The sequence below is a fragment of the Paenibacillus antarcticus genome (assembly GCF_001637225.1).
Lineage (GTDB): Bacteria > Bacillota > Bacilli > Paenibacillales > Paenibacillaceae > Paenibacillus_AQ > Paenibacillus_AQ antarcticus.
Genome location: NZ_LVJI01000024.1, coordinates 1 through 12,761, shown reverse-complemented (window position 1 = coordinate 12,761; position 12,761 = coordinate 1). Strand labels below are relative to the sequence as shown.

General features: G+C 41.9%; 10 protein-coding genes, 9 tRNA genes, 1 rRNA gene and 1 riboswitch. Of the genes, 7 read left to right on the top strand and 13 right to left on the bottom strand.

Features of this window, described 5'->3' with window-relative positions:
- Position 1: 1 nt before the first annotated feature.
- The gene (locus PBAT_RS16320; RefSeq protein WP_084403167.1) at positions 2–2,740 is read right to left on the bottom strand and encodes a glycosyl hydrolase family 18 protein; all 2,739 of its coding nucleotides are present in this window, start codon (positions 2,738–2,740) and stop codon (positions 2–4) included.
- Positions 2,741–3,233: 493 nt separating this feature from the next.
- Positions 3,234–4,094: a VOC family protein gene (locus tag PBAT_RS16315; RefSeq protein WP_068650971.1), complete on the bottom strand. Its 861-nt coding sequence runs from the start codon at positions 4,092–4,094 to the stop codon at positions 3,234–3,236.
- A 155-nt stretch (positions 4,095–4,249) separates the two neighbouring features.
- On the opposite strand from PBAT_RS16315, the gene PBAT_RS16310 reads away from it, so the two are divergent.
- The 7 genes from PBAT_RS16310 (at position 4,250) to thiE (ending at position 9,988) form a co-directional block, all read left to right on the top strand.
- The gene (locus PBAT_RS16310) at positions 4,250–4,792 is read left to right on the top strand and encodes a helix-turn-helix domain-containing protein (RefSeq protein WP_068650970.1); all 543 of its coding nucleotides are present in this window, start codon (positions 4,250–4,252) and stop codon (positions 4,790–4,792) included.
- A gap of 82 nt (positions 4,793–4,874) precedes the next feature.
- Positions 4,875–4,979: riboswitch (TPP riboswitch) on the top strand.
- A gap of 16 nt (positions 4,980–4,995) precedes the next feature.
- Positions 4,996–5,853: an ABC transporter ATP-binding protein gene (locus PBAT_RS16305; RefSeq protein WP_338060046.1), complete on the top strand. Its 858-nt coding sequence runs from the start codon at positions 4,996–4,998 to the stop codon at positions 5,851–5,853.
- Positions 5,834–6,610, top strand: coding sequence for an ABC transporter permease (locus PBAT_RS16300; RefSeq protein ID WP_068650969.1), 777 nt, complete (start codon positions 5,834–5,836; stop codon positions 6,608–6,610). Before PBAT_RS16305 ends, PBAT_RS16300 begins: the two co-directional genes overlap by 20 nt.
- Entirely contained in the window at positions 6,607–7,635 is a 1,029-nt protein-coding gene (locus PBAT_RS16295) for an ABC transporter substrate-binding protein (RefSeq protein WP_188017002.1), read from the top strand. The genes PBAT_RS16300 and PBAT_RS16295 overlap by 4 nt, the downstream gene beginning before the upstream one ends.
- 24 nt (positions 7,636–7,659) lie before the next feature.
- Entirely contained in the window at positions 7,660–8,454 is a 795-nt protein-coding gene (thiM, locus tag PBAT_RS16290) for a hydroxyethylthiazole kinase (protein WP_068650968.1), read from the top strand.
- Between the two features lie 66 nt (positions 8,455–8,520).
- Positions 8,521–9,339: a bifunctional hydroxymethylpyrimidine kinase/phosphomethylpyrimidine kinase gene (gene thiD / locus PBAT_RS16285; RefSeq protein ID WP_068650967.1), complete on the top strand. Its 819-nt coding sequence runs from the start codon at positions 8,521–8,523 to the stop codon at positions 9,337–9,339.
- Positions 9,332–9,988, top strand: coding sequence for a thiamine phosphate synthase (thiE, locus tag PBAT_RS16280; RefSeq protein ID WP_068650966.1), 657 nt, complete (start codon positions 9,332–9,334; stop codon positions 9,986–9,988). The genes thiD and thiE overlap by 8 nt, the downstream gene beginning before the upstream one ends.
- Positions 9,989–10,175: 187 nt before the next feature.
- Here the strand turns inward: thiE and PBAT_RS16275 are convergent, their stop codons facing one another.
- The 11 genes from PBAT_RS16275 to rrf all read right to left on the bottom strand — a co-directional run bounded on the left by PBAT_RS16275 (position 10,176) and on the right by rrf (position 12,672).
- On the bottom strand, positions 10,176–11,195 hold the full coding sequence (locus tag PBAT_RS16275; RefSeq protein ID WP_068650965.1) for a Gfo/Idh/MocA family protein: 1,020 nt from the start codon (positions 11,193–11,195) through the stop codon (positions 10,176–10,178).
- Positions 11,196–11,610: 415 nt separating this feature from the next.
- Positions 11,611–11,681 (bottom strand) — tRNA-Gly (locus PBAT_RS16270).
- Between the two features lie 12 nt (positions 11,682–11,693).
- Positions 11,694–11,767: transfer RNA gene (locus tag PBAT_RS16265), tRNA-Pro, on the bottom strand.
- A 55-nt stretch (positions 11,768–11,822) separates the two neighbouring features.
- A tRNA-Leu gene (locus tag PBAT_RS16260) sits at positions 11,823–11,907 on the bottom strand.
- Between the two features lie 14 nt (positions 11,908–11,921).
- Positions 11,922–11,997 (bottom strand) — tRNA-Lys (locus PBAT_RS16255).
- Positions 11,998–12,007: 10 nt separating this feature from the next.
- Positions 12,008–12,085 (bottom strand) — tRNA-Asp (locus PBAT_RS16250).
- A 33-nt stretch (positions 12,086–12,118) separates the two neighbouring features.
- Positions 12,119–12,192: transfer RNA gene (locus tag PBAT_RS16245), tRNA-Met, on the bottom strand.
- A 19-nt stretch (positions 12,193–12,211) separates the two neighbouring features.
- Positions 12,212–12,286 (bottom strand) — tRNA-Glu (locus PBAT_RS16240).
- Positions 12,287–12,305: 19 nt separating this feature from the next.
- Positions 12,306–12,397: transfer RNA gene (locus tag PBAT_RS16235), tRNA-Ser, on the bottom strand.
- A 5-nt stretch (positions 12,398–12,402) separates the two neighbouring features.
- Positions 12,403–12,478, bottom strand: a tRNA-Asn gene (locus tag PBAT_RS16230).
- A gap of 77 nt (positions 12,479–12,555) precedes the next feature.
- Positions 12,556–12,672, bottom strand: a 5S ribosomal RNA gene (rrf, locus tag PBAT_RS16225).
- Positions 12,673–12,761 lie beyond the last annotated feature (89 nt).

Here is a 12,761-nt window from a genome sequence, read left to right as displayed (position 1 = left end):
TTTATTGGATTCTCCATAATGCCGGCACATTGCTAGGCTCCCAGCCCCCAAGTGAAGTATGAGGCTGTATACAAACATAGGTTTTACCTCCATACGTCACGATGTCATTAACTTTATAACTAACATTCGTCGCCCAAGCGCTCGGACCACCCACTGCATCTGTCGTCGCGTTAATAGTTGCTCCAGTCGAAATATTCCCCGCTACATCACGTGCTGTAACTATAAACATATAGGCTGTGCTTGCCGAAAGACCACTAACTGTAGCTGCTGTTCCTGTTATATTCAGATTTGTTGTACCGTAAGTGACCGTATATCCGCTCACCCCAACGTTATCTGAAGAGGCATTCCATGACAGATTAACACTCGTGGCACTCTTTCCTGTTACTAGCACCTCCCCAGGTTGCGTCGGAGCTATCGTATCTGCCGGTGCTGCTGTCGTTGATGCTTGCACGGGCGTACTCGCGACAGAAGCATTGCCTGCTGAATCTCTAGCCTTAACTGTAAAGATATACGCTGTATTAGCATTCAGACCAGACACCGTAGTCGATGTCCCTGTAACATTTAAGTTTGTTGAACCATATGTTACGGTGTAGCCCACCACCCCGATATTATCCGTTGAAGCGTCCCACGCAAGGCTGATCGTGGTGGCCGTTGCTTCGGATGTACTTAGATTGCTCGGTACCGATGGAGCAATCGTGTCGCTTACTCCGCCACATTGGCCGATCAGCTTCCATACACCCGCTGTTCCACTCAGATCTGGCTGTTCTCCTTGCGTCCACCACTTGGCTTCATAGCTATTACCGTTATACGATGCACGCTGTCCACCCGTATACACCGAATTAGCATTCCATGCTGCCACCGAGCAAGTAGTAGCTGCTTCCGTCGTTACGGACAGACCAGGACTGTCATTTGAAGTATTTCCCGCTGTATCTCTTGCTTTAACGGTGAAGGTATACGCTGTATTTGCTGTTAGTCCGTTGATTGTTGTGCTTGTTCCCGTTACGTTGACACTCGTTGATCCGTAGGACACGGTATATCCCGCTACACCCACATTATCGGTGGAAGCATTCCACGACAGATTAACACTGGATGAAGATTTCCCTGTCGTTTGCAGATTTCCCGGTACCGTCGGTGGTATCGTATCTACGACAATGGCTTCCGTCGTGACTTGAAGTGGTACACTTACTTCCGAGTTGTTGCCTGCAGCATCCCTCGCTTTTACAGTAAATGTATACGCTGTGCTTGCTGTTAAACCACTAACCGTTGTCGATGTACCTGCTACGTTTACAGAAGTACTACCATATGAGACCGTGTAACCTGTCACACCTACATTGTCAGTTGAAGGACTCCACGTTAGAGACACGCTATTGGATGTTTTGGACGGAGAACTCACATTATTAGGTACAGTCGGGGCTTGATTATCAACCACAATTGTACCTTGCAAATCACTAAATACTTTATTAAGTAATAATTTATTGCGATCTTCACTAAGATCCCAGATCATCGCTCCACCCAACCCAGTAGACTTAATAAAGTTTGTCTTGTGTCCAAAATATTCCACATCATCATAGCTGATAAAGTTACCATTGGTCGGATTGAATAGGTACGGCACTTTTGCGACATCATTCCAATAACGTGTATACCCATTTTTATTGATGTAATTATTTTGGAGATCCGTGAAATCATATCTACCGGTCTCCCAAGTTCCAGTATTTGGAGCACTACAACTCTGATATTGCCCATTACTTACATTTTTGCATTTACTCCAACCAATTCCATAGAATGCGGTACCCAGAACAATTTTGTTTGCCGGTACACCTGCATTTATATAATTTTGAATACTGGCTTGAATATTAAATGTAGCTGCACTCTCTACACCCGCTGCTACTGCAGCTGGATCCTTATATAAAGGTGCATTGTGAGCGCTCTGGGTTTGCCAATCCCCGTTGTAATCATAGGTCATGATATTTATCCAATCCACAGTGTTCGCAATGTTAGCCATCTGATTGTTGGTTACATAATTAGGACCTGCCCCTGAAGCGATCGTTAGCAAATATTTTTTTCCGTCTACAATTTCAGCAGCATTCAGCTTAGCTCTAACTGCTTGTAGCAATAGTACATGGTTTTGTTTGTCTGCCGGGCGATAGCTGTTACCATCTAGACCGCCACTAACCGGATATTCCCAGTCTAGATCAATCCCATCAAATTGATATTTACGTAGAAAATCAACTGCAGAGTTCGCGAAAACTTCACGAGTCGCTGCAGTGGCTGCCACATCCGAGAAGCGGTTAGACCAAGTCCAGCCACCAACGGATATAATCGTTTTAAGATTCGTATTCGCTTGCTTCAGATTGATCAACTGCCCGTAGTTACCTTTTATGGGTTTATTCGGAGTATCACCTGCCATACTTGTTAGCACATCAATCTCCGGATCACCAATGACGACTGTTCCATTAGGTACATTGATCGTTCCATTTTCATCCTGACAAGTCCATGTTACTGGATTTGGACCTGTTGGATCGGGATTACCATGTCTACCGTTCCAACATATATCTGCAAACGCAAAATTGATATGAGTTACTTTAGAAGCATCTATATCACTAACAAAATAATTTTGATCATACGGAGCCCAAGAGGGAAAATACCCTACTATTTTGTAACCCTCTGCTTCTGCTGCTTGAACTTTGTCATTACTGACGAATTGAAAAAAAGATATAATTAAAGCAGAAATCAACACCATAATCGTAGACTTTCCTAATGATTTCACTTTCTTTTTCAAAGCTTGTAGCCTCCTTATTTTTAAAACAATAGAATGATAGCGTTTACAACAATATTTCTATTACCTCCTTTATAAATAGTTATTTCAATCTTGTATGACAGAAATATAACCTCCTCTATTCACAACAAGAAAAGAAATCCATACTCAAATAAAACCCCGATACTAATTGTAAAAATAATCCTTATCATGCAATTCCTATAAAATATACGCTAACCACCTGAAATTTTATTACATTATTTGTATATATTTTATGGCGTTACTGCATTAGCAACTTATATTAATGCATCCAACACCTAACAAGACATTTAAGACGTCTACCAGTCATCCCAAGACAATAGTCCCCCTGTTATGTACATACAAAAAAGCCGTTAGCATATCGCTAACGGCTTTCTGACACTATAAAGTGAATTTAGAATATATCACATCTAATCATCCAATATCGTACTAGACAATCTCAATCCTTGCTCAAAAGTTTGATCGTAATATTAGAAGGGTCCTTCACAAACCATCCACCCTCTATATACTTTACACTTATTCCTGCATCCTTCAGTTGAACGATCACTTTGTCTAGTTCCTCATGATTAGGAAGAATCAATGTAAAGTAATCTAATCCTACTGCATCATGAGGTGCAGGTGGTGCACCTACTCCTGCCCATGTGTTTAATCCAATATGGTGATGGTATCCTCCTGCAGAAATGAATAATGCCATATCCCCATAGTGTGCAGTAACATCAAAACCCAGAATACCGCAATAAAATGCCTCTGTCTTTTGTAGATCTGACACATGGAAATGCACGTGTCCCATGATCGTATCTTTAGATAACCCGCTCCAAGTCTTGCCTTCAGAGATCGCAAGTAATCCATCTACGTCAACTGGATCAGTTGTCATAACATATTCTCCACTTGCATCACGTTTCCAAGATTCCTTTGGTCGATCAGCATAAATCTCAATACCATTATTGTCGGGATCACTAATATACAATGCCTCACTAACGAGATGATCTCCTTGGCCCACGCCCACATTGAACTTAATCAAATTACGCAAAGATAACCCTAATGAAATTCGATCTGGTACCAGAATTGCAAAATGATACAAACCAGCAACCGATCTTTCCGGTAAAATTACAGCATTCTCAATTTGTTCTAATATCAATAAAGGTTGTTTACCATCTACTGTAAGTTCAGCAATATTCTCCGTCTGACTTAGAATGCGTAACCCAACGACCTCCGTATAAAAGGCTACTGAACGATCAAGATCACTGATCTTAAGTTTCACAAGTCCAATGGACGTACTTGGATGTATTGTTTTTGTCATAAGTATCTTCCTTTCGATTGTAAAAATGTTGATATATTGACTGTATATTTGTAATAGAAATATATATTTTGTATAATAAATTTATCACGACTGTTTTGCCAAGTCAATAACTGTTTGATATTATAAATAAAAGTGCTCGACTAGGAGAGATTACATTGGATATCGGTTCTAATATTCGGTCCATTCGCAAAAGAAAGAATTGGTCTATACAACAAATATGCGAACGAACTGGATTATCACAGGGATTTATGAGTCAAGTGGAGAACAATAAAACGTCCCCTTCCATCGCTACATTAGATAGCATCGCACAAGCTCTTAACGTACCGCTTGCATTTCTGCTCTTAAAGAACGAAGAGCGAATGCATATTATACGTAAGGATGAACGACGTAAGACAATACATGGCAAGGAGAACTTCCATGTTGAGCATCTAAGTGATCGTGGCAATATACGGATGATGCTTGTAGAAATGCCTTCAGGTGCCTCAACAGAAGACGCTCATGCTCATGCAGGAGAAGAACTTCATTTCATCATACAGGGCACCTTATTCATCGAACAAGGTGAGGATTCTGCTACTCTGAGTACCGGAGATTCTTTTAGCTGGAAAGCCTGTGTTCCTCATTATGTCAAAAATATTGGTGATGAACCTGCTATTGTCTTAATCTCCATAAGTATCGATTCAGAGAGCGATGCATATTAAAATAAGTATGACTTATTTAATACATATTTACTTATTTGTAAATTGTGTTATATTTGATGGGTTATGAACTGAATAAGACCTTGTATTTCACTAGGGGAGTCTAACGACTGAGATGGAACTTTACGTTTCCGGACCCTTGGAACCTGATCTGGATTATACCAGCGGAGGGAAGTGGAACGAAATCTTCAACTCGTGCATATTTCTTGCTGATTGAACTTTTGGGCCCACTTTTTCCTTATCGGAAATGGTTGGGTCTTTATTTGTTTACAGAAAGCGAGGCGATCTTGTCCATCTTATCTCTAGACGATTTAACATACTCTTATTCTCAGTCCCACGAATCACCCATAATTCAAGGACTCTCTATGAATGTTCATGCTGGTGAATTCATTTCCATTATTGGCGTTAGCGGCTCAGGGAAAAGCACTCTTTTCAAGCTCATTGCTGGACTTCTAGAACCTAACTGCTGTGAAATACACATTCATGGTGAAAAGTGCACAACGAATCGCTTAGGTGAAGTCGCATACATGCCTCAGAAGGACCTGCTCCTGCCCTGGAGAACAGTTCTAGATAATTGCTTACTCCCATGGGAATTTAATCGCAAACCTTCCAGAGGGCACAAGAAAGAGGTCATAGCTAACATACAGCGAATGCTAGAACGATTCGGTCTTGGGAAATACGAACATTGCTATCCCAACGAATTATCAGGCGGTATGCGGCAACGTGTCGCTTTTCTTAGAACGCTCATAACGGGTCAAGATCTTTTGTTATTAGATGAGCCTTTCGGCGCGCTTGACGCTATGACCAAAAAAGAGATGCATCGTTGGTTACTGGAACTGTGGGATGATCTGTTCAAGACCGTTCTCTTCATTACACATGATCTCGAAGAGGCGATTCTACTGAGTGACCGAATCTATCTCCTGCCCTCTGAGCCTGATCAAGGTGTTCAAGAGATGCACGTAAATTTACCGAGGCCGCGGCATTACGTGATGAACTACGACCCTCACTTTATTCAGTTGAGGCAAGATTTGGAGCAAAGACTATATGAGAAGACCTTTATATAAACAGTGGGTTCACGATTATGGGTGGTTCGTTCTTCTAATACCATTACTTCTAGTCTCTTGGCAATCCGTTGTCACTTTAGGATGGGTCCCCTCTTTTATTATTCCTGCCCCAACCTCGATTGTCCTTGCGTTATTTGAAGACAGTCATTTGTTACTTGGTCAGCATTTAATTGCTACTTTAGAGGAAGTTACCTTAGGATTTCTACTATCTGTTATTGGGGGCGTTATGCTAGCGGTAGGTATGCATATATTCCGTCCAATTGAGAAGGCTCTCTATCCTTTCCTCATTATAAGTCAGACCATCCCTCTAATCGCGCTCTCTCCTATCTTCATTATGTGGTTCGGTTACACCATTTGGAGTAAAGTGGCGATAGTCTTCCTGACTGCATTCTTTCCTATTGTAGTGAGTACATACGACGGTCTCAAGAAAGGCGATGGCGATTATACCGAGCTACTCTTGACCATGGGAGCCAAGCGCTGGGATATTTTTCGAACCATTGAGATTCCTATGGCCTTGCCTTCCTTCTTCTCGGGATTGAAGTTATCTATCGTATATTGCGTTGTAGGCGCTACGATTGGTGAGTGGTTAGGGGGTACGGAGGGCTTAGGTTATTTCAGCCGGCGGATGTCGAGCAATATGCATACAGATGCCATGTTCGCTTCCATATTGTTACTTTCTTTACTTGGCATTTCCCTTTTTATAACGATTGTAATCATTGAGAAACAATTACTTAAGAGAAGAGGATCGACGAAATGACATACACAAGGACATCAACAAATTCAACTAGAAATATGATAACAACGCTACTAATATTCTTACTACTACTAACCGCTTGTAATAACGGAGCTAACTCAAATCAAGTCTCTACTTCTTCTGAAAAAGAACTTCAAGAACTCTCGATCATGCTCGATTGGTACCCGAACGCTATTCACTCTTTCTTGTATACAGCACAAAAGAATGGGTATTTCTCTGATCAAGGATTAGATGTAAACATTCAAATGCCTGCAGAAACCAACGACTCCTTAAAGCTAGTGGCTGCTGGAAAAATTGATCTAGCCCTTAGCTATCAACCGCAAGTCCTTATGGCCCGTGGTGAGAATATTCCAGTTAAATCAATAGCTGCTATTGTTAGACATCCCCTCAATCATCTTATGGTGCCTGCTGATGCAAAGGTCAAATCCCCCAAAGATCTAGTCGGTGCAAAAGTTGGATACTCTTCCATTCCTTTATATGAAGCTATGGTACATACGATGATTAGGAACGATGGAGGCACCTCAGAGAACGTCAAAATGATCGATGTAGGCTATGATCTGATTCCTGCCATTGCAACCTCCAAGGTCGATGCGATCATGGGTGGATTCATTAATCATGAACAACTGATCTTAGCTAAGCAAGGTCACACTATGCTCTCTCTAAACCCTACGGAATATGGTGTACCTGATTATTATGAGCTTGTACTCGTTGCTAGCGTCCAAGGCTTGAAAGACAAACCTGAGTTACTTAGTAAGTTTGTTGCAGCCATTAGAGAAGGACAACAATATGTACAACAGCATCCTGACCAAGCGCTATCCGTTCTGTTCGAACATGAAGATCAAACATCACCTCTAGACAAGGATATAGAAACGAAGAGTTTACAAATTCTATTGCCCCTTATGGATGCTAAGGAACGACCTTTCGGTTACCAAGAACTAGAATCGTGGGAGAACGTTAATCAATGGCTCATGACGAATAAGCTATTGCCGAATACAATCAACGTTAACGAAGCATTTATCAATCTCTAATTCAATCCAAGGAGGAATTCAATCATGACATTTCTACAAAAATTACGTAACAAGAATCCACTTGTACACAACATCACCAATACTGTAGTTACTAATTTCACAGCTAACGGACTCCTTGCTTTAGGTGCCTCTCCTTTTATGACAGATGGTATTGAAGAAGTTGCCGATGTAGCTAGCATTGCAGATGCTGTGCTATTCAACATGGGCACTCTCAATGAAAGTATTGTGAATTCCATACTTATTGCAGGTAAATCATCCAATGAGCGCAACCTTCCCATCGTATTTGATCCAGTCGGTGCTGGCGCAACTTCATATCGTACAGTTATAGCCCAGCTAATTACCCAAGAAATCAAGCTTACCGTACTACGTGGGAATGTTGCTGAGGTAGCCCATGTTATAGGCGAGAGTTGGTCCATTAAAGGCGTTGATGCTGGTACGGGTGAAGGAAATGTGATTCAACTTGCGCAAAAAGCAGCTCAAATGTTAGATTGTATTGTTGTAATTACGGGTGCGGATGATGTGATTACAGATGGACAAACGACATATATCGTGAGTAATGGTCACCCGATTATGACAAAAGTAACGGGCTGCGGATGTTTACTTGGATCTGTAATCGCTGCCTTTTTAAGTGTGAGTGAACAACAAATTATTGAATCTGTTACCGAGGCCGTTGCCTTCTATAGCATTGCTGCAGAAATAGCTGCTGAGAAGACAGTTGCTCAAGGACCTGGTAGTTTTCAGATAGAATTCCTCAATCAATTAGCGTTGGTAACCCCAGATGTTGTCCAACAAAGATCAAATATTCAAAAAATTCATTAGAGACGAACAAGTAATCTAATACCATCTATTTTGAGAACTTGAACAGGACTTAGAGGAGGTTCCATCATGACTATATTCAAAGCATTGACTATAGCAGGCTCTGACAGTGGCGGTGGTGCCGGCATCCAGGCAGACTTGAAAACATTTCAAGAACTAGCTGTGTATGGAATGACTGCAATCACTGCGATTACTGCGCAGAACACATTAGGCGTTCAAGGGGTCTTCCCCTCAAGTTCAAATGCTATTGCAATGCAATTAGACTCCATTGGAAGTGATTTAGCTCCTGATGCAGTGAAGACGGGGATGTTATTTAGCGAAGAGATTATTCGCATCGTAGCTGACAAAGTACAGCAATATCATTGGAGGAACTTAGTTATTGACCCTGTTATGGTCGCCAAAGGTGGCTCCCCTCTTCTGCAACAGGAAGCCGTTCAATCCGTCATTTCATATCTGCTCCCCCTTGCTCTAGTTACTACGCCCAACTTACCTGAAGCAGAAATCCTAACCAGAATGTCTATTCGAACGTTGAGGGATAGGGAAGAAGCAGCCAAAATCATCGTTCAGATGGGTAGTCAATATGTTGTCATGAAAGGCGGACACGATGCTTCTACGGATCAAGTCATAGACCTTCTCTATGACGGAGAGAATTACGTCTATATGGAGAACAAGCGAATTGAGACGAGACATACTCATGGTACAGGATGTACTTACTCAGCGGCTATTACAGCAGAATTAGCAAAAGGAAAATCTGTTCATGAAGCCGTTCAAGTCGCTAAATCATTCATCCAATCGGCGATTGAGGATCAACTAGGAATGGGATCGGGTCATGGACCTACGAATCATTTTGCGTATAAGAGAAGACAGCGAGGTGAAATACATGTCTAGTATTCATGCAGAGAGCATTCGAAAGCATCTTAAGCTCTACTTCATCATGGGGAGTATTAACTGTCAAAGGCACCCTGTGAACGTATTGTCTGACGCAATTGCAGGAGGGATTACTTTATTTCAATTTCGTGAAAAAGGGCCTGGTGCTCTAATAGGTCAAGCTAAACTTGATTTAGCCAAACAACTACAGAAGCTGTGCCAGGAACATCATATCCCTTTCATCGTGAACGATGATATCAATCTGGCTATCAGTATTGGAGCGGATGGTGTCCATGTTGGACAGGATGATGAATCTGCAATCATTATTCGTAAAAAACTAGGCACACATGCCATCATCGGTGTCTCTGCTCATACGATATTCGAGGCAAAACAAGCCATACAAGATGGAGCTAACTATTTGGGAGTAGGTCCAATTTATCCAACACAAACCAAACCCGATGCTAAGGCCGTTCTCGGTACTCGTCTTATTCAAGAATTGCGCACAAAGGGTATTGATATCCCCCTAGTTGGAATAGGGGGCATCACCACCGATAATGCTGCAGATGTCATCCAAGCTGGCGCAGATGGTATATCTGTCATCTCAGCCATTGCTAGCGCAGCTTCCGTCCGAAATGTAGCCGCACTTTTCAATCAGAATTTAAGCATTTAGCTTCTTATACTAATACAACAGAAAAAGGGTACTCTATGTATGTTAAAGTACCCTTCTAACACATTCATTTATTCGCACATACGATTCATTCAGTTCATTTATACTTCACTATATGATCCATATGAGCGTATCAGATCATCATGTCCTTCTCTTTTAGAAATTCCAGTAATTGTACATCAGATTCCTATTACAAAAGATCAGCGGGATACTTAACTCCCATCTGTCTTCTAGCCTCCTCCAATATTTCCGCAACGGCTAAGGAATTGGCTAATGTATTTACAGAACTTTCTCCTTGACCCGTCTGAACTAAATCTATAAACTCTTGAATCTCATAATACATCGGTTTATGTATATCTGGTCGGTTTAAATCTTCAATTGTACCGTCCCCATAACGAATCTTAACATCTTGTGGTGAACTGATTTTATCAATAACCATCGTCCCGTTCTCGCCCTGAATTTCTACAGGCAAAAAGGAATCCGCTATTTTGGAATGCATGATAACAGCGTCCATCTTCCCATATTGCAAGACCATACTTCCTTCTCCATCAGCCCCAGTTGATAGTAATACACCCGTAGCTTCAACAGATTGAGGCTTACCGAACAGAGCCACCATTGGATAGATACAGTAGACACCTAAATCCATTAAAGAACCATTAGAATAAGACAGATTGAAGACATTTGGAATATTTCCCTTCTCTAGTTCCTCGTAACTTGAAGAATAACGACAGAAACTTGCAAAATAGCGACGTATCCGACCAATTTTATATAAGTTGTCCTTCATTATGTTAAAAGACGGCATGAGTGTCGATTTCATAGCTTCCATCAAAAGAACATCATTCTTCTGTGCTGTATTAATCATTTCTTGCATCTCTCTCACATTCGATGCCATAGGCTTCTCACATAAGACATGTTTACCATGATTCATACATATGATTGCTTGCTCTGCATGCGATGAATTCGGACTCGCAATATAGACCGCATCTATTTCATTACTTGATACCATATCCTCTAAGTTGGTATAGACCTTTGGAATATCATATTTAGTAGCAAATGAAGTACCTTTCTCTTCTGTTCGAGAATAGATGGCACTCAAAATAAATCCCTCCGACTCCCTTCCAGCTAGAATGAATCGTTCCGTTATCCAACTGGTTCCAATGATTCCAAATCGTATCACAGTAATCACCGCTTCCTTTTCGTATAAGATCATATTCATACTCCATTTGTATACACAGTAAGATTTGTACCATATACATGTTGATATTTTAAAAGAGCTGCTCCCCCTAGTATAGGGGTTCCATCCTTTATATTAATAAAACCCAATATAATTACCAAATAATTACCAAAGAGGAGGATTCCCTACTCAGGGATCCTCCTAATAAATATATATGATAATTGTATCAATATTATCGTGAAATAGAAACTGTCATTTCCAGATCTTTAATATATTCTTTCGTCATATTCCCCTGACTATCTACCACAACTTCGCCACTTCCATCATCCTTTCTTTGATAAAGATATGGCTTTATCGTGATAGACTTCCGCTTACCTATTTAAACAAAAAAAGCCACGAATTTTCGCAGCTCTTTTTGTTTATTACATATTCGTTTACTTTTGAAGCATTAAGCGGGTGATGGGAATCGAACCCACGCTATCAGCTTGGAAGGCTGAAGTTCTACCATTGAACTACACCCGCATACTTAAAATATCGGGACGACACGATTTGAACATGCGACCCCCTGGACCCAAACCAGGTGCTCTACCAAGCTGAGCTACGTCCCGATGTTTTGAAATAGTTGTTCGGTAATTGTATACCTTTAGGCTACTTCGATAAAAATGGTGCGCGTGGAGGGACTTGAACCCCCACGTCGTGAAACGCTAGATCCTAAGTCTAGTGCGTCTGCCAATTCCGCCACACGCGCACAATGAAAATATATGGTGGGACATGAAGGGCTTGAACCTTCGACACCCTGATTAAGAGTCAGGTGCTCTACCAACTGAGCTAATGTCCCTTAGTAAAAATGGCGGAACCGACGGGATTCGAACCCGCGATCTCCTGCGTGACAGGCAGGCATGTTAGGCCAACTACACCACGGTTCCATAGTAACCTATTCCTCAATGGAATAAAATTAATTGCGGGGGCAGGATTTGAACCTGCGGCCTTCGGGTTATGAGCCCGACGAGCTACCGGGCTGCTCCACCCCGCGTCAATAAGCAATTTGATATTGGTGACCCGTAGGGGAATCGAACCCCTGTTACCTCCGTGAAAGGGAGGTGTCTTAACCGCTTGACCAACGGGTCACATAAGTATAATCTTCTCTGGCGGAGAGAGAGGGATTCGAACCCTCGAGACGCTTTTGGCGCCTACACGATTTCCAATCGTGCTCCTTCGGCCAGCTCGGACACCTCTCCATATATGGCTCCCCGAACAGGGCTCGAACCTGTGACAACTCGATTAACAGTCGAGTGCTCTACCAACTGAGCTATCAGGGAATATAAGCGTTTGTGTTACAAACGCGACCTGTATGCATCAGCTATACAAGCACATATAAGTTTGTTTCAGAAGAACTGCTTGGCGACGTCCTACTCTCCCAGGACCCTGCGGTCCAAGTACCATCGGCGCTGGAGGGCTTAACGGTCGTGTTCGGGATGGGTACGTGTGGAACCCCTCCGCTATCGCCACCAAACATGATTTTTCGAAGCTTATGCTTCTCGAAATCGCTGCTAGAAAATATCAGTCCTTAAAAAAGGCATGGAGCTTAATTCAAGGTTTAAT

Bases quoted from the DNA above. Each gene is read 5' to 3' on its own strand.
- PBAT_RS16320 (WP_084403167.1), bottom strand. From the start codon at position 2,740: ATGGTGTTGATTTCTGCTTTAATTATATCTTTTTTTCAATTCGTCAGT.
- PBAT_RS16315 (WP_068650971.1), bottom strand. From the start codon at position 4,094: ATGACAAAAACAATACATCCAAGTACGTCCATTGGACTTGTGAAACTT.
- PBAT_RS16300 (WP_068650969.1), top strand. From the start codon at position 5,834: ATGAGAAGACCTTTATATAAACAGTGGGTTCACGATTATGGGTGGTTC.
- PBAT_RS16295 (WP_188017002.1), top strand. From the start codon at position 6,607: ATGACATACACAAGGACATCAACAAATTCAACTAGAAATATGATAACA.
- thiM (WP_068650968.1), top strand. From the start codon at position 7,660: ATGACATTTCTACAAAAATTACGTAACAAGAATCCACTTGTACACAAC.
- thiD (WP_068650967.1), top strand. From the start codon at position 8,521: ATGACTATATTCAAAGCATTGACTATAGCAGGCTCTGACAGTGGCGGT.
- thiE (WP_068650966.1), top strand. From the start codon at position 9,332: ATGTCTAGTATTCATGCAGAGAGCATTCGAAAGCATCTTAAGCTCTAC.
- PBAT_RS16275 (WP_068650965.1), bottom strand. From the start codon at position 11,195: ATGATCTTATACGAAAAGGAAGCGGTGATTACTGTGATACGATTTGGA.